Origin of the sequence: Streptomyces sp. R33 (assembly GCF_041200175.1) — a bacterium.
Taxonomy (GTDB): Bacteria; Actinomycetota; Actinomycetes; order Streptomycetales; family Streptomycetaceae; genus Streptomyces; species Streptomyces katrae_B.
This window is the reverse complement of the sequence record NZ_CP165727.1, coordinates 5,018,381-5,045,323: the sequence shown is the minus strand read 5'-3', so window position 1 is coordinate 5,045,323 and position 26,943 is coordinate 5,018,381. Positions and strand designations below refer to the sequence as shown.

Below are 26,943 nucleotides of genomic sequence, written 5' to 3'. Positions count from 1 at the left end.
CGTCCGTGAACCTGAACGCGGGAGGTGACCGCGATGGTGAGTCACGAAGAGAGCGGTGCCGGCGAGGTCGAGCCGGACAGCGGCCTGCGGAACTTCGGGGAAACCGTAAAGGCCTTCCGTAAACGCGCGGCACTCACACAGGAGCAGCTGGCCGAGCGGGTCGGGTACTCGGTCCAGTACGTCGGCTCGGTCGAGCAGGGCCGTCGGCACCCGTCGGTGAAGTTCGTGAGCCGGTCGGAAGAGGCACTGGACGCCTTCGGCGTCATCCGCATCGCGGCGAGGGAGCTGACGCGAAGGCGGGGGCTGGCGTCATGGTTCAAACCATGGGCAGATCTGGAGGAGGAAGCGATCACCCTCGACACCTACGAGTGCCGCTCGGTTCCCGGGCTGTTACAGCCGGAGTCGTACGCCCGAGCCTTGGTCGCCGACGTTCTTCCGCCGCCCACTACTGACGAGGTGGAAGCCCGGATCTCGGCTCGTCTGGACCGACAGAAACTACTGTCGCGCACCCCGTACACGGTCTTCAGCTTCATTCTCGACGAGGCGGTCATCGAGAGGCAGACCGGCGGACCCGCAGTAACCCGCGAGCTGATCAACCACCTGCTGGAGTGTGCGGAGCTTCCCAATCTCGACCTGCAGATCATGCCGAAGATCAGCCCACAACACGCGGGACTCGGGGGCCCCTTCCGCCTCCTGGAGACTAGTGACAACGAGTGGGTGGGATACAGCGAGGGCCAGCAATCAGGCCGCCTCATTTCTGACCCGAAAGACCTCAGCCTCCTCCATCTGCGGTATGCCAAACTTCGCATCCAGGCCCTCAATCCTGCTGACAGCGCGGGCCTGTTGATGCGAATGCGAGGATCCCTGTGAACAGCTCCCCGTTGCGGTGGTTCAAGAGCAGCTACAGCGGCAGCGAGGGCGACGACTGCGTAGAGGTCGCCCTCTCCTGGCACAAGTCGACGTACAGCAGTGGCGACGGGGACGACTGCGTAGAGGTCGCCTCGTGCGCCGACGCCGTTCACATCCGGGACTCGAAGCTCACGGCGAGCCCCGAACTGGCCGTGCACCCGACGACCTGGACGGCTTTCCTCGGCGGGATCACCGGAGCCTGAGCTCCGGCCCGACGGCATCAGAGGGAGTCCGGGGGTTTCCCGCCAGTCCACTGTCCTTCCGTGTCGTGCCGGTCCCTCAAGGGCGCTCCTTCGTCGCGTCGCTACGCGATGGCCTTCGGCCACCCTTGACCGACCGACCCGCCCCGGAATGCCATAAGACTGCCGGGAAGCCCCCGAAGGAACGGTCAGGGGACAGATACCCACACGGGTTCGTCAGAGATGTCCGACCTTGTCCCCGTCCAGCCCCACCCCCATTCCCCGGGACCACCGAGTCCGGCCAGCGACGGGGCCGCGGGGAGGGCACGGCCCCCTGAAGGGCCCAGAGCCACCTTTTCGGACCCAGGCAGGGTCAAGCGCACCAGACAGCGAAGAAATGACCACGCGGTGCCGGTCGGGCCGTGGACGCCCCAAATCGCTACGCGCTCCGCCCGGTTTGGCGGCTGACGGCCGTCTGGGGCTGGACATAGGCCGCCCACGACCGGCACAGGCTGGCCTGGGATGCGAGTGCGGGTGGTTTGTCCCGTTTTGCTGCCCGATTGAGGCGTGAACGGGCGCTTGTCGGAGTGGGGGGTTGAGAAATCCGCCATCAGACTCCGTCTGGCCCCCTTTCGCTCCCCAACAGGCTGCAGACGCCCGAAAACCCGGCCACGGAGGCGTCTGGGCGGCCTATGCCCAGCCCCAGACGGCCGCCGGACGCCGGACGCCGAGAGATGAGGAGCGCGTAGCGATCTGGGGCGCCTGCGGGCCCATGCCTACCGGCGTGGTCATCTGGCCGCTGTCTGGTGCAGGTTGACCCCGCCCGGGTCCGGAAAAGGCTTCATCTGGGCCCTTCAGGGACCGTGGCCTCCCCCTGCCCCTCTCCTGCTCTACCTCGGTGGTCCTGGGGAATGGGGTGCGGATGGACAGGGGCTCCCGCTCGGCATCTCTGATCGGGGCCAATCGGAACATGAACCTCCCGGCCATTCCTTCGGGGGCTTCCCGGCAGTCTTATGGCGTTCCGGGGTGGGCCGGGCAGTCAAGGGTGGCCGAAGGCCATCGCGAAGCGACGCGACGACGAAGGAGGAGCGCCCTTGACGGCCCGGACCGCACCGGAAGGACAGTGGACTGACGGGACGCCCCCGGACACTCCTCCGACGCCGCTCACGCATACCCCGCCCTTGAGGTCCCGGCTCGCCTTACCGACGCCGCTCCCGCGGACCCGCCCCCGCGTCCCGGCTGACCCTTCCGCTGCCGAGTGCACGGACCCCGCCCCCTGGCCACCGATCCGCTCTCCCGACCTCGAGCACTCAGACCCCACCCCGAGGTCCCGGCCAGCCTTACCGACACCGCTCAGACGGACCCCAACCCCGACATCCCGGCTGGCCTCACCGACGCCGAGTGCACGGACCCCGCCCCGACACCCCGGCAGACGTCACCGACACCGCTCAGCCCGCCCCCCCATCCCGATCGACCCCTCCGACCCCAACCCCCCAACTCCCCTTCCACCTCCCCCAGTCCCCACCCCAGCCCCCGCCCAGCCCCCACCCCGTACCCCGTACCCTCCCCCAATGATCACTTCAGGCACCCACATCCGTATCGCCCGGCCCTCCCTCGACCTCGTCGCCGCCGAGCGGTTCTACGTCGGCGGGCTCGGGCTCGGCGTTCAGTGGCGGAGCGCCGACGTCGCGCCCGGGGAACACGAGCTGCTGATGGTCGGGCCCGTCGGCGGGGGCTGGCACTTCGAGCTCACCCGAAACCCCGCCGACCCCGTCGCGCCCTCCCCCACCGTCGACGACCTGTTCGTCGTCTACCTCGGCGAAGCCCCCGACGAGGCCCTCGTCCAGCGGCTCGTCGAGCACGGCGGGACCCGGGTCGCCGCGCACAACCCGTACTGGGACGAGTACGGGGTCACCGTCGCCGACCCCGACGGCTACCGCCTCGTGCTCTGCTCCCGCACCTGGGGCTGACCCCCTAGGAGGCGGGCCAGAACTGGGCCAGCGCCGCCTCCTTGTACGGGGCCGGGGTGACGCTGAGTTCCCCCGCGAAGGGGCGGTCCAGCACCATCACCAGCAGCAGGCTGAAGCCGATCAGCGCCGCCACCGCCGAGACGAACAGCAGCTGCATCTTCAGGCTGCGCAGACCGAACAGGAACGTGAGCGGGAGGATCACCAGTGCGCCCCCGTACACCAGCACCTGGAGCAGCGCCGGCAGGGACGTTTCGGCCATCGTGATGCGGGCCCGCCGCTGCGCGGCGACGTCGTTGAGGCGGCCGGCGGCCTCACCGTAGAAGGTCTCGCTGCGGGTGCCGGTGGGCTCGTACGCCTGGAGCGCCTTGTACAGCCCGTGCGTCTGATCGGCTGTGGCCTCGTAGCTCGGCCTGCCGTCGCGCATGAGCGGCCACTGGATCTCGACGACGGCGTGCACGTAGTCGCCCACCGCCCGCTCCACGCGGGCGCGTTCGGCCGGCGGGAAGGCCTCGGCGCTGCGGACGACGAGGGCGAGGTCGGTCGCCTCGGTCGCGACGACGGTCTGGGTGTTCTCCAGCTGCGTCCAGAGCGTGACGACGACGAAGGCCAGGATGATGCCGTAGATCGCACCGAACATGCCGAGGGCGACGCCGACCATCTCGTTGTGCTCGCCGCCGGCGAGGTGCGGGAAGCGCCGGCGGGCGGCGAGGCTGCCGCCCACGGCGAGGGCGACGAAGCCGCCGACGAGGAGGATGCCGAGGTTGAACGTGCTGAAGGTGTTGAGCAACCAGAGGATCATGGCCTGCTCAACGATCAACTCCCGGCCGAGGACCCGCCCGCGAGCCCCGCTTCCTGGGCGTCGATGAGCTCGTCCCAGTGCTCGCGCGTCCAGTCGCACGCCGCGTCCAGCGGGCCGAGGAGGCCGTGGCCGAGCGGGGTGAGGGCGTACTCGACGCGGCGCTCCGGCGGTGCCTGCTGCGTCCGTACGACGAACCCGTCGCGCTCCAGGGCACGCAGCGACTGGGTGAGGGACTTGGACGTGATGCCGCGCAGCGGGACCTTGAGTTCCGAGAAGCGGCGGGGCCCGCCTTCGAGGCAACGCAGGATCATCGAGGCCCACTTGTCGCCGATCCGGAACGGGACCAGCGGTGACGGGCAGACGGGGTCGAACATCTCCGGGTCGAGCGGCCCCCGTCCCGGCTCCCGTTCTCGTTCTCGTTCTGCTTCACGCATGATCCACACGGTAGGCCGGTATCCGATCGGTAACCAGGCCCTTTCCTAGGGTCGCCCCATGACGAACAACGGCAGGGGAATCAAGGTCATCGTGTTCGGCGCCCGCGGGCGGGTCGGCCGGGCCGTCGTCGCCGAGGCGCGGGCGCGCGGGTACGAGGTCACGGAGGCGGGGCGCGGCGACGGGGACGTCACCTCGGCGGCCGACGTGGCCCGGCTGGCGGTGGGGCACGATGCGGCGGTCGCGGCGGTGTACGACGCACAGGCGGCCCCGGGGGAGTTCTTCCCGGCGGCGGCGCGGGCGCTGGCGGCGGGCCTCGCGGAGGCCGGGGTCGGGCGGCTCGTGTCCGTCGGGCTGGCGTCCGTACTGGCCACGCGGTCGGGGGCGGCGCTGATGGACACACCGGGGTATCCGCAGGAGTGGCGGGAGTTCTACGTCGGCCACGGCGCCGGGACCGAGGCCCTGCGGGCGGCGGCGCCGGCGGGGCTCGACTGGGCGGTGCTGAGCCCGGCCGGGGACTTCGCTCCCGCCGGGGCGTCCGGCGGCGGCTACGCGTTCGGCCCGGCCGACGCCGCCGGGCGGATCGCGCACACCGACTTCGCCCGGGCGGTGCTGGACGAGATCCGGACCCCGACGGTGCACCGCGCCCACGCGGGGGTGACGTCGGCATGACGGTCGACCCGATCCGCCCGGCCGACCCGATCCGCCCTGTCGACCCGATCCGCCCCGCCGACCCGATCCGCCCGGTCGGCGCGGCAACCACCACTACCGCCACGGACAGCGCGAACCCCTGGGTGGCCGAGCACATCCGGCGCTTCGAAGAGACCGCCGGGCAGCCGCGGCCCGGGATCTCGGACCTGCTGCTGACCACGCGGGGGCGGCGGTCCGGGCTGCTGCGGCGCACGGCGCTGGCCTACGTACGGGACGGGGACGGGGACGGGGCCGCGTACGTCCTGACGGCTTCGAACGCGGGCGCCGAACGGCACCCTGCGTGGTACCTGAACCTGGAGGCCGACCCCGCCGTCACGCTCCAGGTCGGCGCCGGGACCTTCGCCGCGACTGCCCGCCGGGCCACCCCGGCCGAGGCGGAGCGCCTGTGGCCGGTGGTGGTGGCGGCGATGCCCTCGTACGCGGCCTACCGGGCGGCGACGGACCGCGAGATCCCGCTGGTGCTGGTGACCCGGGCGGGCGGCGCCTAGGGGGTGTCAGCGGATCGCCGGGGTCTTCGGCAGGCCCTGCAGGGCCTTGCCCGCGCCCGCGAGCGAGGTGTCGGTGGCCTTGGTGGCGGATCCGGCGGCGGAGGCGGTGACGGCCACGGCGGTCTTCGTGTCCTGTACGGCCTGGCCCGGGTGGTCGGCGATGTCGCCGACGCGGTGGGCGAGCGGGGCGGCCGCCTGAAGGTTGGGCCCGTCGGCGTGGGCGGCGACGGGGGTCAGGGCGAGGGCACCACCGGAGAGGACCAGGGCGGCAAGGCTGCGCTTCATGGCGTTCATACCGTGCAGAACGACCCGCCGGTGCCCCGGTCACCGCCCGGCGGCACTTTGGGGTGACGGCCCGTGCGCCCACGGCGCCACGGGTCGGCAACGCCCGCGGCCCCGGATACCGGGGCGGTCCGGGGCCGCGGGGGCGCAGTGGTTCAGGGGTGGGGTCAGTCCTCGACGACCAGGGCCGGGGTGGACCTCGTCAGGATCCGGCCGCGGAAGAAGGCCGGGCTGCGGCGTTCCGTGATCAGCATGATCACCAGGCCGAGGGCCAGCAGGCCGACGCCGATGACGAAGACGCTGCCGACGCCGAGGACGGTGGAGCCGGAGCCGTACGAGGGGTTCCACATGTCGATCAGCGTCTTGAAGAAGACGGCGGCCAGCAGGAGGCCGCCGAGGACGGGGAAGACGCCCTTGAAGATCAGGTCCCGCGCGGAGCGGCGCAGCTCGCTGCGGAAGTACCAGGCGCAGGCGAACGCCGTCAGCGAGTAGTAGAAGCAGATCATCAGGCCGAGCGCGAAGATCGTGTCGGTCAGGACGTTCTCGCTGACCAGGGTCATCACGGTGTAGAAGGCGCCGGTCGCGACGCCCGCCATGACGGTGGCGCGGCCCGGGGTCTTGAAGCGCGGGTGGACCTTGGCGTAGGAGGCGGGCAGGGCCTCGTACGTGGACATGGCCAGGACCGTGCGGGCGACCGGGATGAACGTGGTCTGGAGCGAGGCGGTCGCCGAGGCGAGGACCGCGACGAAGAGCAGGATCCCGAGCACCGGGCCCATGACCGGGCCGGCCAGGGCGGCGAAGACGTTGCCGGAGGTCTCCGGGTTGCCGAGGCCGAGGCCGGTGGTGCCGGAGCCGACGGCCATCTGGGCGGCGATTCCGGTGGCCAGGTACGAGCCGACCAGGACGACCATCGCGATGAGCGAGGCGCGGCCGGGGGTCTTGGCGGAGCCGGTGGTCTCCTCGTTGGTGGCCAGGCAGGCGTCCCAGCCCCAGTACATGAAGATCGAGAGGGAGAGTCCGGCGGTGAAGGCGCCCATGGACTCGACCGCGAAGGGGTTCATCCACTGCCAGGAGAAGTCCGGGCCGGCGTCGAAGACGCCAGCGCCGGCCGAGGCCTTCTGGAAGGCCATCGCCACGAAGAGGGCGAGGACCACGAGCTGGAGGCCGACCAGCGTGTACTGGACGCCCTTGGTGGCGGTCATTCCGCGGTAGCTGATGGCGGTCGCTGCGGCGATCAGGGTGAGGCAGGTGGCGATGTGGACGAGCTTGTCGTCGTCCAGGGCGGCGATCGACGCATTGCCCGTGATCTCGCCGGCCAGCAGCCAGAAGTAGGAGGTGGCGACGCCGGCCAGGTTGGAGAGCACGATGATCGTGGCGATCACCAGGCCCCAGCCGCACATCCAGCCGATCCGCGGGCCGAAGGCCTTCACGGTCCAGGTGAAGGAGGTGCCGCAGTCCGGCACGGCCTTGTTCAGCTCGCGGTACGCGAAGGCGACGAGCAGCATCGGCAGGAAGCCGGCCAGGAAGACCGCCGGCATCTGGACGCCGACCTCGCCGGCGGTGGAGCCGAGGGTCGACGTCAGGCAGTAGACGGGCGCGACGGTGGAGATGCCGATGACGGCGCTTCCCACCAGGCCCACGGAGCCCTTGCCGAGCCCCTTGCCGCGTACGCCGCCGGCGCCGCCCTCGCCGCCGGCGACGCCGTTCACCGTGTCTCCGACCCGAGGCCGAACGTCCAGCTGTGTCATGGGTCAGGACGTTAGAGGCTGCGTTTTCCATATCCGGAGGGATTGAGTCCGAGCGGCTACCGGCGGGAACACCTTCGAATCCAGAGCTCACGACGGTTCATTAACCCGTAATGAAAGGTTCATGCACATGTCCGCCCCCTGCTCAACAGGGAGCGGACAGCCCGTTCCGGAATGCGGAAACCGCAGCAGTACCCCTTATGTGCCGCTTTGAACTTTCCCGTGTGACCTGGGTCTCAGCCCGCCCAGACGATCGACTGCATCTCGCTGTACGCGTGCAGCGCGTACGAGCCCACGTCGCGCCCGACGCCCGAGCGCTTGAAGCCCCCGAACGGGGCCTCCATGTTCCGGCCGATCGTGTTCACGCCGACCCCGCCCGCCCGCAGCCGCCGTGCCACCCGGAAGGCGCGCGCCGCGTCCCCTGACCACACGTAGCTCAGCAGGCCGAAGTCGCTGTCGTTGGCCAGCCGGACCGCCTCCTCCTCGTCCCCGTCGAACGGCACGACCACGACCACCGGCCCGAAGATCTCCTCCCGGACCACCCTCATGTCGTTCGTGCAGTCCACCAGCAGCGTCGGCGCCACGTAGAAGCCGCGGCCGTCCCCGACCACCGGCCGCTCGCCGCCGTACGCGATCCGCGCGCCCTCCTTGCGCCCGAGCTCGACGTACGACTCCACGCGGTCGCGGTGCGCAGCCGAGATCACCGGCCCGACGACCGTGCCCGCCGCCGCCGGGTCGCCGACCTTCATGAAGGCCAGGTAGCCCGTGAGCTTCTCGACCAGCTGCTCGTACACCGACCGGTGCACGATCACCCGCGTCGGCGCCGTGCAGATCTGGCCGGAGTAGAAGGAGAAGGTGGTGCCGATCCCCATCACGGCCGCGTCCAGGTCGGCGTCCTCGAAGACGATCGCCGCGCCCTTGCCGCCCAGCTCCATCAGCTGCCGCTTCATCGAGCGGCCGCAGACCTCCGCGATGCGCTGCCCGACGCCCGTGGAGCCGGTGAACGACACCATGTCCACGTAGGGGGAGTCCACCGCGGCCTCGCCGACCTCGACCGAGGCGCCGCAGACCACGTTCACCACGCCGGCCGGGGCGCCCGCCTCGTGCAGCGCCTCGGCCATCTTGAACACCGACAGCGGATCCTGCGGGGCCGGCTTGACCACCACCGTGTTGCCCATGGCCAGGGCCGGGGCCACCTTGCCCGCCGGGTTCGCCCACGGGTTGTTGTACGAGGTGATGCAGGTGACCACGCCGACCGGCTGGCGCACCTCCAGCGCCCCCAGGATGCTCGCCCTCCCCATCGGGCCGGCCTCGGTGACCTGCGGCGGCAGCCCCCGCTCCACCGGCTCGAGGGCGCCCTTCGCGTACCGCCGGAAGCGCGAGACCCCGACCCCGACCTGCATCCCGCGCGCGATGCCGGTCGGTGCGCCCGTCTCGGCGCGGGCGAGGGCCGCCCACGGCTCGTACTCGCGCTGCATGATGTCCGCGGCCCGGTCGAGGATGGCCGCCCGCGCCTCGGGGGCCGTACGGGACCAGGCCTCGAAGGCCTCCGCCGCCGCGCGCGCCGCCTCCTCGACCTGGGCGCGCGAGGCCTCGGGCGCGAGCCCGACCACCGATTCGTCCGCCGGGTTGACCACCTCGTAGTGCCCGGCGGCGGGCTCCACCCACTGGCCGCCGATGTACAGCTTCTGCTGCAGGGGCTCGCTCAACGCGTGCTCACCGTCCTCGTGTCGCGGCCCGAGCGGAGCACGGTCCCGGGGATCGCGCCCGTCACCTCGTCGTCGCGGATGGTCTCCACGCCGTTGACGCGTACGGACACGATCCCGATCGCCCGGGCGTCCAGCCGCGGGCTGTCGCCGGGCAGGTCGTGCACGAGCGTCGCCGGACCGGCCTCGATCCGCTCCGGGTCGAACAGCACCAGGTCCGCGTGGAACCCCTCGGCGATCCGTCCTCGCTCGCGCAGCCCGAACAGCTGCGCCGGGTCGTCGGTGAGCATCTTCACGGCCTGCTCCAGCGGCACCAGCTTGCGGCCGCGCAGGCAGTCCCCGAGGAAGCGGGTGGTGTACGGGGCCCCGCACATGCGGTCCAGGTGCGCGCCGGCGTCGGAGCCGCCGAGCATGACGTCCTCGTGCTGCCAGGTCTCGGCGCGCAGCGCCCAGCTCGCCGGGTCGTTGTCGGTGGGCATGGGCCAGAGCACCGTACGCAGGTCGTCGTTGGCGCAGATCTCGACCAGGCACTGGAAGGGGTCCTGGCCGCGTTCGGCGGCGATGTCGTTCACGACCCGGCCCGAGAGGCCCTCGTTCTCCTTGCTGTACGTGTCGCCGATGACGTAGCGGCCGAAGTTGGCCAGGCGCCGGAAGACCCCGGCCTCCTTGCTGTCGGCGCGGCGCAGCATCTGCGCCCGTACGCCGGCGTCGCGCAGCTTCGCGATCCGCTCGGGCACGGGCAGGCCGAGGATCTCGCCCCAGCCGGGGATCAGGTTCAGCGCGCAGAAGGTGCCGAGCGACATGTTCATGGGAGTGAGGATCGGCATGGTGAGCGCGACGATGCGGCCGCCGGCCTTGCGGGCGCGTTCGCTCGGTACGAGCTGGCGCGGCACCCGTTCGGGGACGGCGGCGTCGATGGTGAGGACGTTCCAGTTCAGCGGGCGGCCGGCGGCGGCGCTCATCTCGACGAAGAGGTCGATCTCCTCGTCGGCGAACTGGTCGAGGCAGCCGGCGACGATGGCCTCGAGCTGGGTGCCCTCGTGTTCGGCGACGGCCTTCGACAGCGCGATGAGCTCGGCCGGCTTGGCGTGGCGGGAGGCCACGGGGGCGCCGTCGCCGTCGGAGTGGGTGGCGGACTGGGTGGTGGACAGGCCCCAGGCGCCGGCGTTCATGGCGTCGTGGAAGAGGTCGAGCATCTGCTGCATCTGCTCGGGGGTGGGCTGGCCGCCGACGGCATCGGCGCCCATGACGTGCCGGCGCAGTGCGCAGTGGCCGACCATGAAGCCCGCGTTGACGGCGATCCGCCCTTCGAGGGCGTCGAGGTACTCGCCGAAGCCGGACCAGGTCCAGTCGACGCCTTCCTCGAGGGCCTTGAGGGCCATGCCCTCGACCTTGCTCATCATGCGGCGGGTGTAGTCGGCGTCTTCCGGGCGGGCCGGGTTGAGCGGGGCGAGGGTGAACCCGCAGTTGCCGCCGGCGACGGTGGTGACGCCGTGGTTCATGGAGGGGGTCGCGTACGGGTCCCAGAAGAGCTGGGCGTCGTAGTGCGTGTGGGGGTCGACGAAGCCGGGGCACAGGACGAGCCCGTGCGCGTCCTCGCTGGTCCGGGCCTCCTCCGTGACCGTGCCCGGCTCGCCGATGACGGCGATCCGCCCGTCGCGCAGGCCGACGTCGGCCACGCGGGCGGGGGCGCCGGTGCCGTCCACGACGGTGGCGCCCTTGATCAGGTGGTCGAGCATGGCGTCCCTTCTGCCGGTGTTCGTGTTGCTGACCGTCGTCCCGGGGGCTCCGCCCAAGATCCCCGCGCGCCCCGGCCGGGGGCCGCCGGGCCGGCCGCGGCCTCGGCATGACCTCCGGCCGGGGCCGGTGCGGGACGGCGGTCCGGGAAGACGCCGCCCCTGTTCCCCCGCCGGGTCAGACGGCCTGGCGGAAGCGCGTCGTGCGGTGGACCGGGTCCGTGTCGATCTTCGGGATCACGTGCTCGCCGATGAGCTTGATGGTGGTCATCGTGTCCTCGTACGAGACGCCGGTCGGCAGGCCGAACGACAGCTGGTCGGCGCCCGCCTGCTCCCAGCGCTTGCACTGCGCGAGCACCTCGGACGGGTCGCCGCAGATCAGCAGTTCCTCGGCGATCAGCAGCTCGATGATCTCCGCGTTGTACTCGGGCAGCGTCTCGGGCCACTGCGGGATCGCCTCGGGCCGCGGGAAGGTGTCGTGGTAGCGGAAGACCAGCGACTGGAAGCGGTTCATGTTCGCGTTGACCGCGATCTCCACCGCCTTGTCGTGCGTCTCGGCGCATATCGCGGTGGAGGTGACCATCACGTTGTCGTTGACGAACGCGCCGATGGCCTTGGCCTCCTGGATGGCCGTCTTGTACTGCTCCAGCACCCACTCCATGTCGGAGACCTTCTGGACGCTGAAACCGAGGACGCCGAGGCCCTTCTTCGCGGCCATCGCGTACGAGGAGGGGGAGCCGGCGGCGTACCACATGGCCGGGTGGGCCTTGCCGTACGGCTTGGGGAAGATCTTCCGCGGCGGCAGCGACCAGTGCTTGCCCTGGAACCCCTCGTACTCCTCCTGGAGGAACATCTTGGGGAACTCGGCGATGGTCTCTTCCCAGATCTCCTTGGTGGCGTTCATGTCCGTGATGCCGGGCAGGAACCCGAGGATCTCGTGGCTGCCGGCGCCGCGCCCGGTGCCGAACTCGAAGCGCCCCTTGGAGAGGTGGTCGAGCATGGTGACCTTCTCGGCCACCTTGACCGGGTGGTTGACCGGGGCGAGCGGGTTGAAGATGCCGGAGCCGAGGTGGATGCGCTCGGTGGCGTGGGCGAGGTAGGCGAGGAACACCTCGTTCGCCGACAGGTGCGAGTACTCCTCCAGGAAGTGGTGCTCGGAGGCCCAGGCGTACTTGAAGCCGGACTTGTCGGCCTGGATGACGTACTCGGTCTCCTCGACCAGCGCCTTGTGCTCTGCCTCGGGGTCGACCTTGGACCGCGCCTCAGGCACGTATCCCTGCACGAAGAGCCCGAATTCCAAGGGGGTTCACCGTCCTTTGATTTCTGACGTGTCGTCAGATTCGATGAGTCGACTGTTCCACCGCGGAAGCGCGAGCGTCAATACCTGACGCTCCATCAGATGGGGTGGAGGCAAGATCTAGAGGATGCTGACGCCCGCCATCCAGCCGCCGTCGATCACGAACGGCTGGCCGGTGATGTACGAGGAGTCCTCGCTGCTCAGGAACAGGGCCAGTTTGGCGATCTCGTCGGGCCGGCCCACCCGGCCCATCGGCACGACCCGCTGGTAGAGCTCCGCCATCGCGTCCCGGGCCTCGTCGCTCATGTTGGCCGGGTCCAGCAGGCCGGGATTGGCCATCGGGGTGTCCACGGCGCCCGGGCACATCGCGTTGACCCGGATGCCCTTGGCGGCGAGCTCCAGCGCGGCCACCCGGGTCAGGCCGACGATCGCCGCCTTGGTCGCCGCGTACGAGCCGACGTACGCCATGCCCGTCAGACCGGTGTACGAGGAGGTGTTGACGATGGTGCCGCCGCCGGCCGCCTCGATCTCCGGGGCCACGGTCTTGATGCCGAGGAAGGCGCCGACCTGGTTGACCTGGACCAGCTGCAGGAACTCCTCCAGCGGGGTCGAGACCAGCTCGTTGAAGCGCAGGATGCCCGCGTTGTTGACCAGGCCGTCGATCGGGCCGAAGGCCTCCTTGGCGGCGGCCACGGCGGCCGCCCAGTCCTCCTCCCGGCTCACGTCCATCCGTACGTACCGGGCGCGGTCCTCGCCTATCTCCTTGGCGACGGCGGCTCCCTGCTCGTCCAGCACGTCGCCGAGGAGCACCTTGGCCCCCTCGGCGGCGAAGAGGCGGGCTTCCTGCTCGCCCTGGCCGCGCGCCGCACCCGTGATGACGACGACGCGCCCGTCCAGCTTGCCCATGCCCATACTCCTAGTCGTTGTCACCGGTCGTTGAGAAGCGGGCCGACCTCGGCCCCGAAAGCGGCGATCTGGTCGGTCAGTTCGGCGCGGTCGCGGCTGCGGAAGCGGACCTGGATCTGGTCCACGCCGAGCGCCCGGTACTCGCGGAGGGACTCGGCGAGCGCCTCCGCCTTGCCGGTGAGGGTGCGGCGGCCGGTGTCCCAGCCGGGCTCGCCGACGTACAGCGCCTCGGTGATCGCGCCGAACTCGATGGGGTCCGCGACCCCGGCCCCGGCGCGGAGCTCCTTGATCCGGGCGATCTGGCCCGGCAGCCTGTCGCGCGGGTCGCCCTGCGGGAGCCAGCCGTCGCCGCGAACGGCGGCCCGGCGCACGGCGGCGGGCGAGGAGCCGCCGACCCAGACGGGGATGCGGGCCTGGGCGGGGCGGGGCAGCTGGCCGAGGTCCTTGAAGGAGAACAGTTCACCCTCGAACTCCGGGTACTCCTCGGGCCCGAGGGCGGCGCGCAGCGCGTCCAGGGTCTCCTCGAGGAGGGCTCCGCGGCGGGCGAAGTCGGCGCCGAGGACCTCGAACTCCTCCTGCACGTGGCCGGCGCCGACGCCGAGGATCAGCCGGCCGCCCGAGAGGTGGTCGAGGGTGGCGTACTGCTTGGCGCTGAGCAGCGGGTGGCGCAGGCCCAGGATCGCGACGTGGCTCAGCAGGCGGACGTGCTCGGTGATCCCGGCGAGGAAGGCGAGGGTGGCCACCGGGTCGTACCAGACGGTGCTCATGGGTCCGGCGAGCCGGCGCGGGATGGCGACGTGGTCGCAGGTGGCGACGTACCCGAAGCCGGCCCGGTCGGCGGCCCGCGCCACCTCGGCGAGGTCGACGGCGGTGGCCGAGGCCTCCCAGGGCTCGGCGTAGATGGTGCTCTGCGACTGGATCGGGAGCTGCATCCCGTAGACCAGCCGGCCCTCCGCAAACACGCGCGCCATGCCGCACCGCCTCGCTTCGTCTGTCGCCCACGTCTTCGGCTGCCGATGCGCGTCCCGCCGGCGCCGGGGGCCATCGTCGTAGCTGACGGACCGTCAGGCAAGGGGTTCGACCCGGCCACGCGCAAGGTGATCCGTGCGCGGGGGATGTGCCGGGAGGGGCGCGTTGGCTAGGGTGCCGCGAGTGGATCTCTTTCTGACGCTGGTCAGCGGGGTGGCGTGGACCGTCGTGTACGTGGAGGCGATCCGGGTCGGCCTGCGGGACCGGACCTATGCGATGCCGGTGGCCGCGCTCGCGCTGAACTTCGCGTGGGAGGTGACGTACGCCGCGGGCGAGTTCATGAGCGGGGTCTCCGCGCAGGGGATCGTCAACGTCGTGTGGGCGGTCGCCGACATCGCGATCATCTGGACGTACCTGCGCTTCGGGCGGGACGAACTGCCCGAGTTCGTGACACGGCCGCTCTTCGCGGCGTGGAGCGTGCTCGTGTTCGGCACCGGCTTCGCCGTGCAGTGGCTGTTCGTCGCGCACTTCGGGACGCACGACGCGAGCCGGTACTCGGCCTTCCTGCAGAACCTGCTGATGTCCGGGCTGTTCATCGCCCTCTACGCCGACCGGCGCGGGCCGCGCGGGCAGTCCCTCGTGATCGCCGTCGCGAAGTGGCTCGGGACGCTCGCCCCGACGCTGCTCTTCGGGGTCCTCGAGGACTCGCCGTTCATCCTCGGGCTCGGCGTCATGTGCAGCGTCTTCGACCTGGCGTACATCGGGCTGCTGCTGAGGCAGCGGCGGGTGGCCGCCGCGCCGGCCGGCCGGGAACCGGCCGGTCTCGCGGTCTGACCACGACGATCGGGAGGCGGCCGGTCGGAAGCCGGCCGGTCGGAAGCCGGCCGGTCAGAAGCCTGCCGGTCAGAAGCCTGCCGGTCCCATCACGATGACCGGCTTCGCCGCCGGGTCCAGGGTGGTCAGGAGCTTCTTCATGGCCTCCTTCGAGATGCCGATGCAGCCCTGCGAGGGGCCGTTGTGGTCGACGTGGAGCCAGATGCCGCCGCCCTTGTCCTCGCCCTCCGGCTTGAACAGGTCCAGCGGGGAGACCCCCGTCCGGCGGTTGTAGTCGATCGCGATGACGTATTCGAAGGCACCCGCGAGGGACTCGCCGTTCACTCCCCGGCCGGTGGGGACGAAGAGCCGGTTGTGGTCGTACGGGAGCTTCGTGCCCGGCGGCTTCGCCAGCAGCCCGCCGGCGTCGCTCAGGGTGAACACGCCCACGGGTGTGGTGAGGTCCCCGTCCTCGCGTTCGGACGAGTTCCAGCCGCCGGCGCCGTTGTGCGCGGGCCAGCTCTCGGTGGTGCGGACCCAGCCGGCTCCGGCCGCCTTCCGGCTGTAGAGGGTCGCCGTGGACTCCGAGGAGTCCCTCCCCTTGCCGGTGACGAGGAGGAGCTGGCGGGCGGTGGCCGGGATCCTGGCCGCGGTCTCGTCGCTGACGTCGGCCAGGCCGTGGGCGGGGTCGTCCGGGGCTGCGGAGGCGCCCGGAGCACCCGGAGCACCCGGAGCACCGGATGCCGCCGGTGCACCGGGGGCGCCGCGTACCTCGCGGGCGGCGCGGGCATCGCCTGCAGGGTCGGCGGAGCCGGTGGTCTTGGCGGGCCCGGTGGGCTTGGCGGAGCCGACCACGGCAGCCGCGCCCCCCGAGCGGTCTCCGGTCCGGGCCTGGGCCGTGGCGCCACGGTGGTCGTCCTGGGCCGTGTACGCCCATCCGGCCCCGAAGGCCAACAGGCCCAGGGCGGCGACGATGGCGGCCCGCCGGGGCGAGCGGACGGCGCGGTACGTGCGGGGACTGCGGGAGCGGGGGTGCTTGCTCATGCCCCCGACGGTACACATCGGAACATTCAGGACTCTTGAGGCGGCGGCCGGAGCGGCGCGGGTCCCACCGGAAAGCGGACCCTGACGGTCAGTCCGCCGCCCGGAGCGGGATTGGCCCGCGCCACCAGCTTCGCGCCGTGCGCCCGCGCGACCGAGGCCACGATGGAGAGCCCGAGGCCCGCACCCTCGCCCGCGATGTGCTGCCGCTCGGCCCGCCGCCGGAACGGTTCCAGCAGCCGCGGCACGTCGGCGGGGTCGATCACCGGCCCGGTGTTGGACACCGTCAGCGCCCCGTCGGCGGAGGTCGCCACGCCGATCCGGCCGCCCGGCCGGTTGTGCCGTACGGCGTTGCCGAGCAGGTTGCGCACCAGGTGGGCCAGCAGCGCCCGGTCACCGGTCACGACCAGCGGCGCAAGGTCCCGTACGACGTCCGGCCGCCCGGCCCCCGGGCCGGACTCCGGGCCCGCCCCGGCCCGGGCGGCCTCCGTGAGTTCGACTTCGACCAGGGCCGCCAGGTCCACCGGGGCCGTGGTCTCCAGTCCCTCCTCCGACACCGCGAGCAGCAGCAGCGACTCGATGAGGTGCTCGCTGGATTCGGCGACGCCGATCAGCTTGGAGCGGATCCGGGCCACCTTCTCCGGCGGCGGGTCCCCCGCCAGCCCGATCTCGGCGGCCGCCCGCTGGACGGCGAGCGGGGTCCGCAGCTCGTGGGCGGCGTTGGCGGCGAACCGGCGCTGCGCGCCCACCAGGCTCTCCATCCGGTCGAGCATGCCGTCGAAGGTGTCGGCCAGACGCTTGAGCTCGCCTGGCGGGGCCTCGAGGCCGATCCGCTCGTGCAGGTTCTCCCCCGAAAGGCGGCGGGCCGTTTCGGTGATGACGCCGACGGGGCGCAGCACCCGGCCGGCCATCCACCAGGCCAGCCAGATCGACGGTACGGCGAACACGGCGAGGGCGACGAGCGAGACGATCAGCAGCTCGTGGAGGGTGGCGGACTCGACGGCGGAGGAGAGGTTGCGGGTCACGGCCCACGTCCGGAGCTGCTCCTGGGTGGGCTCGGCGGCGCCGGGCGGGAGCCGCTGGGCGGGGACGGCCTTGAGCGGTTGGCCTTCGACGGCGGCGCGTTCGAACGCGGTGCCGGGGACGGCGGTGGTGACGGCTCCGCTGATGCGGGTGTAGAGGCCGCCCCGCAGCAGGATGTTGATCAGGGCGATCAGGCCGCCGCCGGCGAGGACGAGCAGCGAGCCGTAGAGCGCGGTGAGACGGGCGCGCTCGGAATGGAGCACTGCTCTCATCGCGGATCGGCGATCTTGGCGGTGCCCGGGCCCGTCTCCGGACCGGCGATCCGGTAGCCCGCGCCCGGCACGGTCTCGATCAGCGGCGGCTCGCCCAGCTTGGCCCGCAGCTTGCTGAGGGTCACCCGTACGGCGTTCGTGCTGTACGAGGTGTCCTCCTCCCACACCTGCTCGATCAGGTCGTCGTTGCCGAGCACGGCGCCCTCGGCCCTCAGCAGTGCCTCCAGTACGGCGAACTCCTTGCGCGACAGCGCCATCCGGTGCCCGTCGCGGGTCGCGGTCCTGCGGGCCGTGTCGACGGCGATGCCGCAGCGCTCCAGCACCGGCGGCAGGGCCGGCCGGGCCCGCCGGCCCAGCGCCAGGACGCGGGCGAGGAGCTCGTCGTACGCGAAGGGCTTGGTCAGGTAGTCGTCGGCGCCGAGGCCGAGCCCTTCGACCCGGTCCCGTACGGTCCCGGAGGCGGTCAGCATCAGGACGCGGGTCAGCAGCCGCTCGCGCACGACCTGCCGGCAGACCTCGTCGCCGTGCAGGCCGGGCAGGTCGCGGTCGAGGACGAGGACGTCGTACTCGCCCAGGCGCAGGCGCCGCAGGGCCTCGAGGCCGTCGCCCGCCTCGTCGACGGCCAGCGCGTCGCGGCGCAGCCCGTCGGCGATCATCTCCCGGAGGAATTCCTCGTCCTCCACCACCAGAACTCGCATGCCGCCTTCTTTACCGGAATCTCGCATTTCCTCGTCATAAGCAAGATCGGAGAGGGAAGCGAAACCCGCCTCCCGTGCAGGGTCGGCCGCATGAAGCGATCCATGACCATGACCACGGCCGCGGCCCTCACCGGGCTGACCCTCTTCGTCACCGCGTGCACGGGCGGTGTCGGTTCGGACGGGAAGGACGGGAAGGACGGGAAGAAGGACGACTCCGCCAAGAACAACGCGTCGAGCGGCGGCGGCAGCGGTACCACCAGCGGCGCCGATGCCGACAAGGCGCTCAAGACGCGCAAGTGCCTGCGCGAGCACGGCATCGACGCGCCCGACCCGGAGCCCGGGCAGGACCCGCGCGGCATGACGCTCGGCTCGGGCAGCGAGGATCCGGAGGCGCTGAAGAAGGCCTTCGAGGCGTGCGGGCTGCAGGCCCCCGGGACGGGCCAGATGTCGCAGGAGCAGAAGGACAAGGCCTTGAAGTGGGCCAAGTGCATGCGGGACAACGGCGTGAACATCCCCGACCCGGAGTTCAACGGCAGCGCGATGAGCGCGACCAAGATCCCCGAGGGCCAGGAGAAGGCCTTCGAGGAGGCCCAGAAGAAGTGCGACGCCGCATGAGGCGGCGCGGCAAGTGGCTGCTGGGCTCGCTGGCCGTCGTACTCGCCGTCTCGGGCGGCGGGTACGCGGTGACGGCCCAGCCGCGGGGTGATTCGGACGGTTCGAAGGACCGGCGCGCGGACGGGCTGCCGCAGCAGACGGCTCCGGTCACGCGCGGGGACCTCAGCTCTGGGCTCACCGTGGAGGGCACCCTCGGCTACGCGCAGGAGCGCAAGCTCGCCGCGGGCGGCCCGGGGGTGCTGACCTGGGTCGCCGGCGCCGGCACGGCGATCGAGCGGGACGGGAGGCTGTACGAGGTCAACGGCAAGCCGGTGCGGCTGATGTACGGGAGCACGCCCGTGTACCGGCCGATGAAGACCGGAGACAAGGGCGAGGACGTCAAACAGCTCAAGCGGAACCTCCAGGCCCTCGGGTACGGGACCGGTCTCGACCCGGAGGACGGCGCCTTCACGGCGGGCACGGCGACGGCGGTCAAGCGCTGGCAGAAGGCGCACAAGGCGGCGGAGACGGGCGAGGTCGGCAAGGACGACATCGCCTTCGCGGCCGGCCCGCAGCGGGTGCAGAAGAACGACACGGCGGTCGGCGACGAGCCGGCGCCGGGCAAGCCGGTGCTGACCCTGACCAGAACAGAACGGATGGTCCGGTTCCAGTTGGACGTGGCCAAGGCGGGCGCGGCGAAGACCGGCGACAAGGTCACCGTGAACCTGCCGGGCGGCGGCAAGGCGACCGGGAAGATCGATTCGGTGGGCAGCACGGCGAACCCGGACGACCCGAACGGCGGCGGGGGCGGCGGCGGAGCCGGTGGCGGTGGCGGTGGCGGTGGCGGGAAGCCGAAGGTCGAGGTGAGCGTGTCCCTCGACAACGCCTCCGAGATCAAGGGCCCGGACCAGTCCCCGGTGTCGATCCGGCTGACCGGCGAGACCCGCAGGGGCGTGCTCTCCGTACCGGTCAACGCACTCCTCGCGCTGTCCGGCGGCGGCTTCGGCGTACAGGTCGTCGAGAACGGCGCGGTCCGTGACGTCCCGGTCGAGCTCGGCATGTTCGGGCAGGGCCGCGTCGAGGTCAAGGGGGACGCCCTCAAGGAGGGCATGCAGGTGGGGATCCCGAAGCAGTGACGACGACAGTGGCCGCTGCAGAGAACCGGCACGCGCGCGCCGTCGTGGAGCTGGCGGGCGTCACCAAGGAGTACCCGGACGGGGTCAAGGCCCTGCGCGGGGTGGACCTCACCGTCCTGAACGGCGAGCTCCTCGCCATCGTCGGCCCGTCCGGCTCCGGGAAGTCCACCCTGCTGCACATCGTCGGCACCCTCGACCGCCCGAGCGCCGGCGCGGTCGCCATCGCCGGGCACGACATCGCGACCCTGTCCGACCGCGCCCTGTCGGCACTGCGCTCACGCCATGTCGGCTTCGTCTTCCAGTCCTTCCACCTCGTACCGGGCATCAGCGCGCAGGCGAACGTCGCCGAGGGGCTGCTGTACTCCGGCCTCTCGCGCGCCGAGCGCGGCCGCCGGGCGGCGCGGGCGCTGGAGCGGGTCGGCCTCGGGGACCGGATGGAGCACCGGCCGCACGAGCTGTCGGGCGGGCAGAAGCAGCGCGTGGCCATCGCCCGGGCGGTGGCCGGCGAGCCGGACCTGCTCCTGGCCGACGAGCCGACGGGCGCACTGGACTCGGCGTCGGGGCAGTCGGTGATGGAGCTGCTGCACGAGCTGAACGCGGACGGGGCCACCATCGCCGTGATCACCCACGACCAGGAGATCGCGGCGAGCCTGCCGCGACAGGTGCGGATCCGGGACGGGGAGATCGTGGCGGACCTGTGGAACACGGCGCGGGCGGAGGCGGGAGCACGATGAGGGCCTCCAGGAAGCTGACCCCGTCCCGCCTCGGCCCCCGGGACGTCCTGCACGTCGGCTCGGCGGGGCTGCGTTCCCGGCCGACGCGGGTGTTCCTGTCCGCGCTCGGGATCGCGATCGGCATCGCGACGATGATCGCGGTGGTCGGGGTGTCCTCGTCCAGCCAGGCCGAGCTCCTGCGGGAGCTCGACAAGCTGGGCACGAACATGCTGGTGGCGACGCCGGGCCAGTCGATGTTCTCGGGGCAGGACACGAAGCTGCCGAAGGAGGCCCCGGGCATGATCTCCCGCATCGAGGGGGTCGAATCGGTGGGCACGACGGGCGACGTCGCGCAGTCCGTACGGCGATCGGAGAACATCCCGAAGGAGGAGACGGGCGGCATCGGCCTCAAGGCCACGAAGGACGACCTGCTGGAGGTGCTGCGCGCCCGGATGCAGAAGGGCACGTGGCTGAACGGGGCCACCGGACGCTACCCGTCGGTGGTGCTCGGGAACGTGTCGGCGGAGCGGCTGGGCATCACCGAGCCGGGACAGCAGGTGTTCATCGGCGGCCGGTACTTCACGGTCATCGGCATCCTGGACCCGGTCCCGCTGGCCCCGGAGATCGAGCGCTCGGCACTGATCGGCTGGGAGGCGGCGGAGCAGCTGCTCGGCTTCGACGGCCACCCGACGGCGGTGTACGAGCGCTCGGCGGACGACCGCGTGGCGGCGGTCCGCAGCCTGATCGCCCCGACGGCCAACCCGCAGTCCCCGAGCACGGTCTCGGTGACGGACCCGTCGGCGGCGCTCCAGGCGAAGGCGGCCACGGAGGGCGCCTTCAGCACGCTCCTGCTGGGGCTGGGCGGGATCGCCCTGCTGGTGGGCGGGGTCGGGGTCGCGAACACCATGATCATCTCCGTCCTGGAGCGCCGCCACGAGATCGGCCTGCGCCGTTCGCTGGGCGCGACCAAGGGCCAGGTGCGCATCCAGTTCGTCACGGAGTCCCTGCTCCTGTCGGGCCTCGGCGGCCTGGCGGGCATCGCCCTCGGCGCTGCGGCCACGGCGGCCTACGCCCGGGCGGGCGACCTCCCCTGGGTGGTCCCCCTCTGGGCGGTGACGGGCGGCTTCGCCTCGACCCTGGCGATAGGCACCCTGGCAGGCCTCTACCCGGCAGTCCGCGCGGCCCGCCTGTCACCGACGCTGGCGCTGCAGGCGGGGTGAGGGGGCGGGGCGGGTGGCGGGTGGCGGGGTGCGGTGGCACCCGGGTGGTGGGCGCCGGGTGGCACCATCCGGTGTCATGGCACCCGACTCCACCGACACCGCGTCCCGCTCCACGCCGGGCAGCACGCCCAACACCACATCCGGCACGGCCCGGTACGAGGCGGGCCAGACGGGCCTCCTCGTGAAGGTCCCCGAGGCCGAACCAGCCGTTCGCGCATGGCGCGAACGGCTGGACCCCTCGGCCCTCGCCGGGGTCCCGGCGCACGTGACGGTGCTCTTCCCGTTCCTCGACGAGCACCTCATCGACGCCACCGTCCACGCGGCGCTCGCCGAGACCCTGGGCAGCCACCGGGCCTTCGACGTCCGGTTCGCCGAGAGCCGCCGCTTCCCGGCGGTGCTGTACCTGGCCCCCGAGCCGGACACGCAGCTGCGACTGCTCACCCGCGCCATCACCGACCGCTGGCCGCAGGCCCAGCCGTACGGGGGCCGGTTCGCGGACGTCGTCCCGCATCTGACGGTCGCGCAGCGACAGGAGCCGGAAGTACTGGCCGAGATCGAAGCCGACCTGGCGCGCTCGCTCCCCCTCACGACCCGCATCTCGTCGGTCGACCTGATGGTCCACGACGGAGTGGCATGGCGGGACCGGGCGTCGTTCGCACTGCGGGGGTGAGGGGCGGAAAGGCCGACCGGGGCGAAGGCGGGGTCCGTGCACTCGGCGTCGGAAAGGCCAGCCGGGACGCGGGGGCGGGGTCCGCGTAGTCGGCGTCGAAAGGCCAGCCGGGACGTCGGGGGCGGGGTATGCGTGAGCGGCGTCGGAGGAGTGTCCGGGGGCGTCCCGTCAGTCCACTGTCCTTCCGTGTCGTGCCGGTCCCTCAAGGGCGCTCCTCCTTCGTCGTCGCGTCGCTTCGCGATGGCCTTCGGCCACCCTTGACCGACCGACCCGCCCCGGAATGCCATAAGACTGCCGGGAAGCCCCCGAAGGAATGGCCGGGAGGTTCATGTCCAGGCGATGGCCCATCAGAGATGCCGGCCAGGGGCCCCGTCCATCCGCACCCCATTCCCGGGGACCACCGAGCCTGGCCAGTGACGGGGCCGCGGGGAGGGCACGGCTCACTGAAGGGCCCACAGGCTCCCTTCCGCGCCCCGGCAGGGCCAACCTGCACCAGACAGCGATGAGATGACGCTGCAGTGCCTGTCCGGCCGTGGACGCCCCAAATCGCTACGCGCTCCGCCCGGCTTGGCGTCCGTCGGCCGTCTGAGGCTGGACACAAGCCGCCCAGACACCTACCCGGGCGGGTTTTCGGGCGTCTGCACGCCATTTGGGGCGAAAAGCGGGCGAGAAGGAGCCTGATGCCGGATTTTTCAACCCCTCACTCCGACAAGCGCCCATTCACGTCTCAACCGGGCACCAAAACGGGGCAAACTACCCGCAGTCGCATTCCATGCCGGCCTGTGCCGGTCGTGGGCGGCCTATGTCCAACCCCAGACGGCCGTCAGCCGCCAAGCCGGGAGGAGCGCGTAGCGAATTGATGCGTCCGCGGGCCCACTCCTACCGGCAGGGGCATCTGGCCGCTGTCTGGCGCGGGTTGACCCTGCCTGGGTCCGGAAAGGGCGCCCATGGGCCCTTCAGGGAGGCGTCCCCTCCCCCTGGCCCCATCCTGCTCTTGCTCGGTGGTCCTGGGGAATGGGGTCCGGATGGACAGGGGCTCCTGCTCGGCATCTCTGATCGGGGCTGGTCGGAATCCGAACCCCCCGGCCATCCTTCGGGGGCGTCCCGGCAGTCTGTTGTCTTTCCGGGGTGGGCCGGGCAGTCAAGGGTGGCCGAAGGCCATCGCGAAGCGACGCGACGACGAAGGAGGAGCGCCCTTGACGGCCCGGACCGCCCCGGAAGGACAGTGGACTGACGGGACGCCCCCGGACACTCCTCCGACACCGCTCACACATACCCCGCCCCCGCGCCCCGGCCGACCTTTCCGCCGCCGCCCCCGTCACCCCACCCCCGCGCCCCGGCAGGCCTCCGACCCCGAGTACGCGGACCCCGCCCCCATCCCGCCCTGCGGCTCCGACCCCTACCCGCCGCCCCCGCCACCTGCACAGAACCGACCCCCCGTCGTACGCTGATCTGATGAGAACTCCCAGGCAGGCAGCCCGCATTGTCATCCTCTCTCCGACCGGTTCGGTGTTCCTCTTCCGTGAGAACAACATCGAGGTCGGGATCCACTGGCTGCCGCCCGGCGGGGGGATCGATCCCGGGGAGACCCCCGAGGAGTGCGTGCGGCGGGAGTTGCGGGAGGAGACCGGGTGGACCGACCTCGAGCCGCAGCGGCTGCTCTGCACCTGGGAGCACGACTTCACCCACGAGGGGATCCCCGTACGCCAGCACGAGCACATCTACGTCACCACCGGCCCGCGCCGCGATCCCGTCCCGGAATCGCCCGACGCGCACTGGCGCTGGCTGTCGCAGCAGGCCCTGGCTTCGCTCGGGGAGCCGCTGTGGCCGCCGCGGCTCGCGGAGCTGCTGGCCGACACGCCGGCCGAGCCGGTCCACCTCGGGCTCGTGGTCTGACGCGGCAACGAGGACAGGCACTGACCTACATCATGGCTAGAGTCCTGGCACTGTCATCGACGACGAGCCGAGGAGCTTCCGTGTTGCGAGGTCTGACCACCGTCAGTTTCTGGGCCGCCGATCTGGACGCGGCCAAGGCCTGGTACACCGAACTCCTCGGCGCCGGCCCCTACTTCGAGCGGCCGGGGTACGCCGAGTTCCGGCTCGGCGACTACCAGCACGAGCTCGGGCTGATCGACCGCCGCTACGCGCCCGCCGGCGCGCCCGCCGAGCCGGGCGGCGCCGTCGTGTACTGGCACGTCGACGACGTCGACGTGACGCTCGAGAAGCTGCTGTCCATGGGCGCGAAGCAGTACGAGCCGCCCACGGAGCGCGGGCCCGGCTTCGTCACCGCCTCGGTGGTCGACCCGTTCGGCAATGTCCTGGGCTTCATGTACAACGCGCACTATCTCGACGTGCTCGGCGAGCGCCCCTGAGCCGGCGCCCGCTACTCACCGGGCCCCGCGGCTCACCGGGACGCGGAGGTCGCCTTCGCGTACAGCGTCGCCGCGTACTCGCCCAGGATCGTGCTCGTCGAGACGTCGTCCGTGTCACCGCCCGTCAGGATGCCGATGATCTTGCCGTCCTTCGCGAGCCAGGCGCTGCCGCTCGTGCCGCCCGGGAAGTCCGCGCAGTCGAAGCGCTGTTCCGTCTCGGTCTCGCGGACCGCCGATGCCGTGCACGTGCGCGGGACCTTGCGGTCCGCCGGGTAGCCCGTGACGGTGATCTCCTCGCCCGTGCGCCCCGTGGTGTCCAGAGTGGCCGCGCCCGTGACGTCCTCGATGTTGCGGCCCGTGGCGTCCGGGGCGAGGCGGGCGAAGGCGAGGTCGTAGTCGTCGTCCGTACCGTCGGCCCAGCGGGGGTCCTCGAAGACCTCCTCGATCGTCCAGGCTCCGTACGGGGCACCGCCGTTCGCGTACGCGGGTGCGAAGACCGCTCCCCCGGCGCCGGCCTTCCCGGCGACCAGGCAGTGCCCGGCGGTGACGATCAGATTCTTCCCCGGGCTGTGCACCACGGTGGCGGTGCAGAAGTGGTCACCCTGCACGCCGCCTTCGAACAGGGCGCCGGTGAAGGCGGCGGGGCTGCCCGGACGGGGCGTGCCCGAGGTGTTCAGTTGCGGCTGCTTCGCCGCTTGCGATCGCGAAGACGGGCTCGGCGAGGGCCTCGCCGGGGCCGCCGCCTCGACGCGCGCGCCCGACCCGCCCTGCGCAGCCGGCACCACCTTCGTCATGGCAGCGGACGCGCCCAGCGCCGCCACCGCGCACAACACCCCGGTCACCACGGTCCGCTTGTCCACCGCCACCGCCCCTCCCACTTTGCTCCGGCGAAGCATGCCTTGATGTTCACCTTCGCCGCAAGGGGACCCCCGGGCTCTCGCCTACGCGCCCGCCCACAGGCCTTCCGGCGTCAGTCCGAGCAGGTCGATCGCGTTGCCGCGCACGATGCGGTCCACTACGTCCGGCGCGAGGTGGGACATCTGGGCTTCCCCCACCTCCCGGGACTTGGGCCACGTCGAGTCCGAGTGCGGGTAGTCCGTCTCGTAGAGGACGTTGGCCACGCCGATCGAGTCCAGGTTCTTCAGCCCGAAGGGGTCGTCGAAGAAACATCCGAAGACGTGCTCCGCGAAGAGCTCCGACGGCGGCCGGTGCACCTTGTCCGCGACACCGCCCCAGGCCCGGTTCTCCTCCCAGACCACGTTCGCGCGTTCCAGGATGTACGGGATCCAGCCGATCTGGCCCTCCGCGTACATGATCTTGAGGTTCGGGAAGCGCTCGAACTTGCCGCTCATCAGCCAGTCGACCATCGAGAAGCAGCAGTTGGCGAAGGTGATGGTGGAGCCGACGGCCGGCGGGGCGTCCGCCGAGGTGGACGGCATGCGCGACGAGGAGCCGATGTGCATGGCGATGACCGTGCCGGTCTCGTTGCACGCCTCGAGGAACGGGTCCCACTCGTCGGTGTGGACGGACGGCAGCCCGAGGTGCGGCGGTATCTCCGAGAAGGCGACCGCGCGCACGCCGCGCGCCGCGTTGCGGCGGACCTCGGCGGCGGCCAGCCGGGCGTCCCAGAGCGGGATGAGGGTGAGGGGGATCAGGCGGCCGCGGGCGTCCGGGCCGCACCACTCCTCCACCATCCAGTCGTTGTAGGCCCGTACGCCGAGCAGCCCGAGCTCGCGGTCCTTGGCCTCGGTGAAGGTCTGGCCGCAGAAGCGGGGGAAGGTCGGGAAGCACAGCGCCGACTGGACGTGGTTGACGTCCATGTCGGCGAGGCGGTCGGGAACCGAGAAGGACCCCGGGCGCATCTGCTCGTACGTGATCACCTCCAGTTTGATCTCGTCGCGGTCGTAGCCGACGGCGGTGTCGAGCCGGGTGAGGGGGCGGTGCAGGTCTTCGTAGACCCACCAGTCGCCGATCGGGCCGTCGTCCCCCTTGGCGCCCATGACGGGGGCGAACTTGCCGCCGAGGAAGGTCATTTCCTTCAAGGGGGCGCGGACGATCCGGGGGCCGGTGTCCTGGTATTTGGACGGGAGCCGGTCCCGCCAGACGTGGGGAGGTTCAACCGTGTGGTCGTCCACCGAGATGATCTTCGGGAAGGTCTCCATGACTCCCACGGTAGCGTCAATCTGACGAACCGTCAGCTAGTTGGACGGCGATTGGGAAGTGATCGGTCCGACACGGGCTGACGGGTAAGCGCAAGACAGG

27 protein-coding genes are annotated in these 26,943 nt (G+C 71.6%); 13 read left to right on the top strand and 14 right to left on the bottom strand.

All coding sequences use genetic code 11. From position 1 onward, the window contains the following. The first annotated feature begins 33 nt into the window (after positions 1-33). The 3 genes from AB5J51_RS23190 to AB5J51_RS23180 all read left to right on the top strand — a co-directional run bounded on the left by AB5J51_RS23190 (position 34) and on the right by AB5J51_RS23180 (position 3,058). Positions 34-870, top strand: a complete 837-nt coding sequence (locus AB5J51_RS23190) for a helix-turn-helix transcriptional regulator (protein WP_136225626.1) — start codon at positions 34-36, stop codon at positions 868-870. Continuing rightward, complete coding sequence (locus AB5J51_RS23185) at positions 867-1,112, top strand: DUF397 domain-containing protein (protein WP_136225627.1); 246 nt, start codon at positions 867-869, stop codon at positions 1,110-1,112. The genes AB5J51_RS23190 and AB5J51_RS23185 overlap by 4 nt, the downstream gene beginning before the upstream one ends. A 1,547-nt stretch (positions 1,113-2,659) precedes the next feature. After that, positions 2,660-3,058: a VOC family protein gene (locus AB5J51_RS23180; RefSeq protein ID WP_133897738.1), complete on the top strand. Its 399-nt coding sequence runs from the start codon at positions 2,660-2,662 to the stop codon at positions 3,056-3,058. Between the two features lie 4 nt (positions 3,059-3,062). On the opposite strand, the gene AB5J51_RS23175 is transcribed toward AB5J51_RS23180, so the two are convergent. Together AB5J51_RS23175 and AB5J51_RS23170 are read right to left on the bottom strand one after the other, a co-directional pair. Further along, positions 3,063-3,857 (bottom strand): DUF4239 domain-containing protein, encoded by a 795-nt coding sequence (locus AB5J51_RS23175; RefSeq protein ID WP_369778549.1) that lies wholly within the window; start codon positions 3,855-3,857, stop codon positions 3,063-3,065. 14 nt (positions 3,858-3,871) lie between these two features. Next, positions 3,872-4,291 (bottom strand): winged helix-turn-helix transcriptional regulator, encoded by a 420-nt coding sequence (locus AB5J51_RS23170; RefSeq protein ID WP_369778548.1) that lies wholly within the window; start codon positions 4,289-4,291, stop codon positions 3,872-3,874. Positions 4,292-4,349: 58 nt separating this feature from the next. Between AB5J51_RS23170 and AB5J51_RS23165 the strand changes: the two genes are divergently transcribed. Further along, the gene (locus AB5J51_RS23165; RefSeq protein WP_369778547.1) at positions 4,350-4,961 is read left to right on the top strand and encodes an NAD(P)-dependent oxidoreductase; all 612 of its coding nucleotides are present in this window, start codon (positions 4,350-4,352) and stop codon (positions 4,959-4,961) included. Next, on the top strand, positions 4,958-5,488 hold the full coding sequence (locus AB5J51_RS23160) for a nitroreductase/quinone reductase family protein (RefSeq protein WP_369778546.1): 531 nt from the start codon (positions 4,958-4,960) through the stop codon (positions 5,486-5,488). Before AB5J51_RS23165 ends, AB5J51_RS23160 begins: the two co-directional genes overlap by 4 nt. Positions 5,489-5,494: 6 nt before the next feature. On the opposite strand, the gene AB5J51_RS23155 is transcribed toward AB5J51_RS23160, so the two are convergent. The 7 genes from AB5J51_RS23155 to AB5J51_RS23125 all read right to left on the bottom strand — a co-directional run bounded on the left by AB5J51_RS23155 (position 5,495) and on the right by AB5J51_RS23125 (position 14,131). Further along, positions 5,495-5,782: a hypothetical protein gene (locus tag AB5J51_RS23155; RefSeq protein ID WP_136225632.1), complete on the bottom strand. Its 288-nt coding sequence runs from the start codon at positions 5,780-5,782 to the stop codon at positions 5,495-5,497. Between the two features lie 155 nt (positions 5,783-5,937). After that, positions 5,938-7,518, bottom strand: coding sequence for an APC family permease (locus tag AB5J51_RS23150; RefSeq protein ID WP_369778545.1), 1,581 nt, complete (start codon positions 7,516-7,518; stop codon positions 5,938-5,940). A gap of 233 nt (positions 7,519-7,751) precedes the next feature. Then, positions 7,752-9,224, bottom strand: coding sequence for an aldehyde dehydrogenase family protein (locus AB5J51_RS23145; RefSeq protein WP_053790854.1), 1,473 nt, complete (start codon positions 9,222-9,224; stop codon positions 7,752-7,754). Continuing rightward, positions 9,221-10,960 (bottom strand): amidohydrolase family protein, encoded by a 1,740-nt coding sequence (locus tag AB5J51_RS23140; protein ID WP_053790853.1) that lies wholly within the window; start codon positions 10,958-10,960, stop codon positions 9,221-9,223. The genes AB5J51_RS23145 and AB5J51_RS23140 overlap by 4 nt, the downstream gene beginning before the upstream one ends. Positions 10,961-11,135: 175 nt before the next feature. Next, complete coding sequence (locus AB5J51_RS23135) at positions 11,136-12,257, bottom strand: LLM class flavin-dependent oxidoreductase (protein ID WP_030303877.1); 1,122 nt, start codon at positions 12,255-12,257, stop codon at positions 11,136-11,138. Between the two features lie 117 nt (positions 12,258-12,374). Continuing rightward, complete coding sequence (locus AB5J51_RS23130; protein WP_053790851.1) at positions 12,375-13,160, bottom strand: SDR family NAD(P)-dependent oxidoreductase; 786 nt, start codon at positions 13,158-13,160, stop codon at positions 12,375-12,377. Positions 13,161-13,180: 20 nt separating this feature from the next. Further along, positions 13,181-14,131, bottom strand: coding sequence for an LLM class F420-dependent oxidoreductase (locus tag AB5J51_RS23125; protein WP_369778544.1), 951 nt, complete (start codon positions 14,129-14,131; stop codon positions 13,181-13,183). Positions 14,132-14,312: 181 nt separating this feature from the next. On the opposite strand from AB5J51_RS23125, the gene AB5J51_RS23120 reads away from it, so the two are divergent. Further along, on the top strand, positions 14,313-14,963 hold the full coding sequence (locus tag AB5J51_RS23120) for a hypothetical protein (protein WP_369778543.1): 651 nt from the start codon (positions 14,313-14,315) through the stop codon (positions 14,961-14,963). Between the two features lie 69 nt (positions 14,964-15,032). Here the strand turns inward: AB5J51_RS23120 and AB5J51_RS23115 are convergent, their stop codons facing one another. Genes AB5J51_RS23115 through AB5J51_RS23105 form a run of 3 tightly spaced genes read right to left on the bottom strand, consistent with a single transcriptional unit; the run spans position 15,033 to position 17,976 of the window. Beyond that, positions 15,033-15,986 (bottom strand): L,D-transpeptidase family protein, encoded by a 954-nt coding sequence (locus AB5J51_RS23115; RefSeq protein WP_369778542.1) that lies wholly within the window; start codon positions 15,984-15,986, stop codon positions 15,033-15,035. A gap of 26 nt (positions 15,987-16,012) precedes the next feature. Next, the gene (locus AB5J51_RS23110) at positions 16,013-17,278 is read right to left on the bottom strand and encodes a sensor histidine kinase (RefSeq protein ID WP_369778541.1); all 1,266 of its coding nucleotides are present in this window, start codon (positions 17,276-17,278) and stop codon (positions 16,013-16,015) included. Continuing rightward, positions 17,275-17,976, bottom strand: coding sequence for a response regulator transcription factor (locus AB5J51_RS23105; protein WP_369778540.1), 702 nt, complete (start codon positions 17,974-17,976; stop codon positions 17,275-17,277). The genes AB5J51_RS23110 and AB5J51_RS23105 overlap by 4 nt, the downstream gene beginning before the upstream one ends. A gap of 102 nt (positions 17,977-18,078) precedes the next feature. On the opposite strand from AB5J51_RS23105, the gene AB5J51_RS23100 reads away from it, so the two are divergent. The 7 genes from AB5J51_RS23100 to AB5J51_RS23070 all read left to right on the top strand — a co-directional run bounded on the left by AB5J51_RS23100 (position 18,079) and on the right by AB5J51_RS23070 (position 24,681). Next, positions 18,079-18,591 carry a hypothetical protein gene (locus tag AB5J51_RS23100; RefSeq protein WP_053790846.1) on the top strand — a complete coding sequence of 171 codons (513 nt, stop codon included), beginning with the start codon at positions 18,079-18,081 and terminating at the stop codon, positions 18,589-18,591. Next, positions 18,576-19,706, top strand: a complete 1,131-nt coding sequence (locus tag AB5J51_RS23095) for a peptidoglycan-binding protein (RefSeq protein WP_369778539.1) — start codon at positions 18,576-18,578, stop codon at positions 19,704-19,706. The genes AB5J51_RS23100 and AB5J51_RS23095 overlap by 16 nt, the downstream gene beginning before the upstream one ends. Beyond that, on the top strand, positions 19,703-20,440 hold the full coding sequence (locus tag AB5J51_RS23090) for an ABC transporter ATP-binding protein (protein WP_369778538.1): 738 nt from the start codon (positions 19,703-19,705) through the stop codon (positions 20,438-20,440). The genes AB5J51_RS23095 and AB5J51_RS23090 overlap by 4 nt, the downstream gene beginning before the upstream one ends. Then, the gene (locus AB5J51_RS23085) at positions 20,437-21,639 is read left to right on the top strand and encodes an ABC transporter permease (RefSeq protein ID WP_369778537.1); all 1,203 of its coding nucleotides are present in this window, start codon (positions 20,437-20,439) and stop codon (positions 21,637-21,639) included. The genes AB5J51_RS23090 and AB5J51_RS23085 overlap by 4 nt, the downstream gene beginning before the upstream one ends. A 76-nt stretch (positions 21,640-21,715) precedes the next feature. Further along, positions 21,716-22,309: a 2'-5' RNA ligase family protein gene (locus AB5J51_RS23080; protein WP_369778536.1), complete on the top strand. Its 594-nt coding sequence runs from the start codon at positions 21,716-21,718 to the stop codon at positions 22,307-22,309. A gap of 1,455 nt (positions 22,310-23,764) precedes the next feature. Next, positions 23,765-24,205 (top strand): NUDIX hydrolase, encoded by a 441-nt coding sequence (locus tag AB5J51_RS23075; RefSeq protein ID WP_053790606.1) that lies wholly within the window; start codon positions 23,765-23,767, stop codon positions 24,203-24,205. An 80-nt stretch (positions 24,206-24,285) separates the two neighbouring features. After that, entirely contained in the window at positions 24,286-24,681 is a 396-nt protein-coding gene (locus tag AB5J51_RS23070) for a VOC family protein (protein WP_369778535.1), read from the top strand. Between the two features lie 32 nt (positions 24,682-24,713). On the opposite strand, the gene AB5J51_RS23065 is transcribed toward AB5J51_RS23070, so the two are convergent. Together AB5J51_RS23065 and AB5J51_RS23060 are read right to left on the bottom strand one after the other, a co-directional pair. Next, positions 24,714-25,577: a serine protease gene (locus AB5J51_RS23065; protein ID WP_136225640.1), complete on the bottom strand. Its 864-nt coding sequence runs from the start codon at positions 25,575-25,577 to the stop codon at positions 24,714-24,716. Between the two features lie 45 nt (positions 25,578-25,622). Beyond that, the gene (locus AB5J51_RS23060) at positions 25,623-26,843 is read right to left on the bottom strand and encodes an amidohydrolase family protein (protein WP_053790600.1); all 1,221 of its coding nucleotides are present in this window, start codon (positions 26,841-26,843) and stop codon (positions 25,623-25,625) included. Positions 26,844-26,943: the final 100 nt, after the last annotated feature.

What these genes read in the sequence shown, in the direction of transcription:
- AB5J51_RS23130 (WP_053790851.1), bottom strand. Translation starts at nt 13,160, where the DNA reads ATGGGCAAGCTGGACGGGCGCGTCGTCGTCATCACGGGTGCGGCGCGC.
- AB5J51_RS23110 (WP_369778541.1), bottom strand. Translation starts at nt 17,278, where the DNA reads ATGAGAGCAGTGCTCCATTCCGAGCGCGCCCGTCTCACCGCGCTCTAC.
- AB5J51_RS23115 (WP_369778542.1), bottom strand. Translation starts at nt 15,986, where the DNA reads ATGAGCAAGCACCCCCGCTCCCGCAGTCCCCGCACGTACCGCGCCGTC.
- AB5J51_RS23085 (WP_369778537.1), top strand. Translation starts at nt 20,437, where the DNA reads ATGAGGGCCTCCAGGAAGCTGACCCCGTCCCGCCTCGGCCCCCGGGAC.
- AB5J51_RS23100 (WP_053790846.1), top strand. Translation starts at nt 18,079, where the DNA reads ATGACCATGACCACGGCCGCGGCCCTCACCGGGCTGACCCTCTTCGTC.
- AB5J51_RS23140 (WP_053790853.1), bottom strand. Translation starts at nt 10,960, where the DNA reads ATGCTCGACCACCTGATCAAGGGCGCCACCGTCGTGGACGGCACCGGC.
- AB5J51_RS23180 (WP_133897738.1), top strand. Translation starts at nt 2,660, where the DNA reads ATGATCACTTCAGGCACCCACATCCGTATCGCCCGGCCCTCCCTCGAC.
- AB5J51_RS23190 (WP_136225626.1), top strand. Translation starts at nt 34, where the DNA reads ATGGTGAGTCACGAAGAGAGCGGTGCCGGCGAGGTCGAGCCGGACAGC.
- AB5J51_RS23080 (WP_369778536.1), top strand. Translation starts at nt 21,716, where the DNA reads ATGGCACCCGACTCCACCGACACCGCGTCCCGCTCCACGCCGGGCAGC.
- AB5J51_RS23125 (WP_369778544.1), bottom strand. Translation starts at nt 14,131, where the DNA reads ATGGCGCGCGTGTTTGCGGAGGGCCGGCTGGTCTACGGGATGCAGCTC.
- AB5J51_RS23060 (WP_053790600.1), bottom strand. Translation starts at nt 26,843, where the DNA reads ATGGAGACCTTCCCGAAGATCATCTCGGTGGACGACCACACGGTTGAA.
- AB5J51_RS23075 (WP_053790606.1), top strand. Translation starts at nt 23,765, where the DNA reads ATGAGAACTCCCAGGCAGGCAGCCCGCATTGTCATCCTCTCTCCGACC.
- AB5J51_RS23170 (WP_369778548.1), bottom strand. Translation starts at nt 4,291, where the DNA reads ATGCGTGAAGCAGAACGAGAACGAGAACGGGAGCCGGGACGGGGGCCG.
- AB5J51_RS23065 (WP_136225640.1), bottom strand. Translation starts at nt 25,577, where the DNA reads ATGCTTCGCCGGAGCAAAGTGGGAGGGGCGGTGGCGGTGGACAAGCGG.
- AB5J51_RS23160 (WP_369778546.1), top strand. Translation starts at nt 4,958, where the DNA reads ATGACGGTCGACCCGATCCGCCCGGCCGACCCGATCCGCCCTGTCGAC.
- AB5J51_RS23175 (WP_369778549.1), bottom strand. Translation starts at nt 3,857, where the DNA reads ATGATCCTCTGGTTGCTCAACACCTTCAGCACGTTCAACCTCGGCATC.
- AB5J51_RS23165 (WP_369778547.1), top strand. Translation starts at nt 4,350, where the DNA reads ATGACGAACAACGGCAGGGGAATCAAGGTCATCGTGTTCGGCGCCCGC.
- AB5J51_RS23155 (WP_136225632.1), bottom strand. Translation starts at nt 5,782, where the DNA reads ATGAACGCCATGAAGCGCAGCCTTGCCGCCCTGGTCCTCTCCGGTGGT.
- AB5J51_RS23105 (WP_369778540.1), bottom strand. Translation starts at nt 17,976, where the DNA reads ATGCGAGTTCTGGTGGTGGAGGACGAGGAATTCCTCCGGGAGATGATC.
- AB5J51_RS23150 (WP_369778545.1), bottom strand. Translation starts at nt 7,518, where the DNA reads ATGACACAGCTGGACGTTCGGCCTCGGGTCGGAGACACGGTGAACGGC.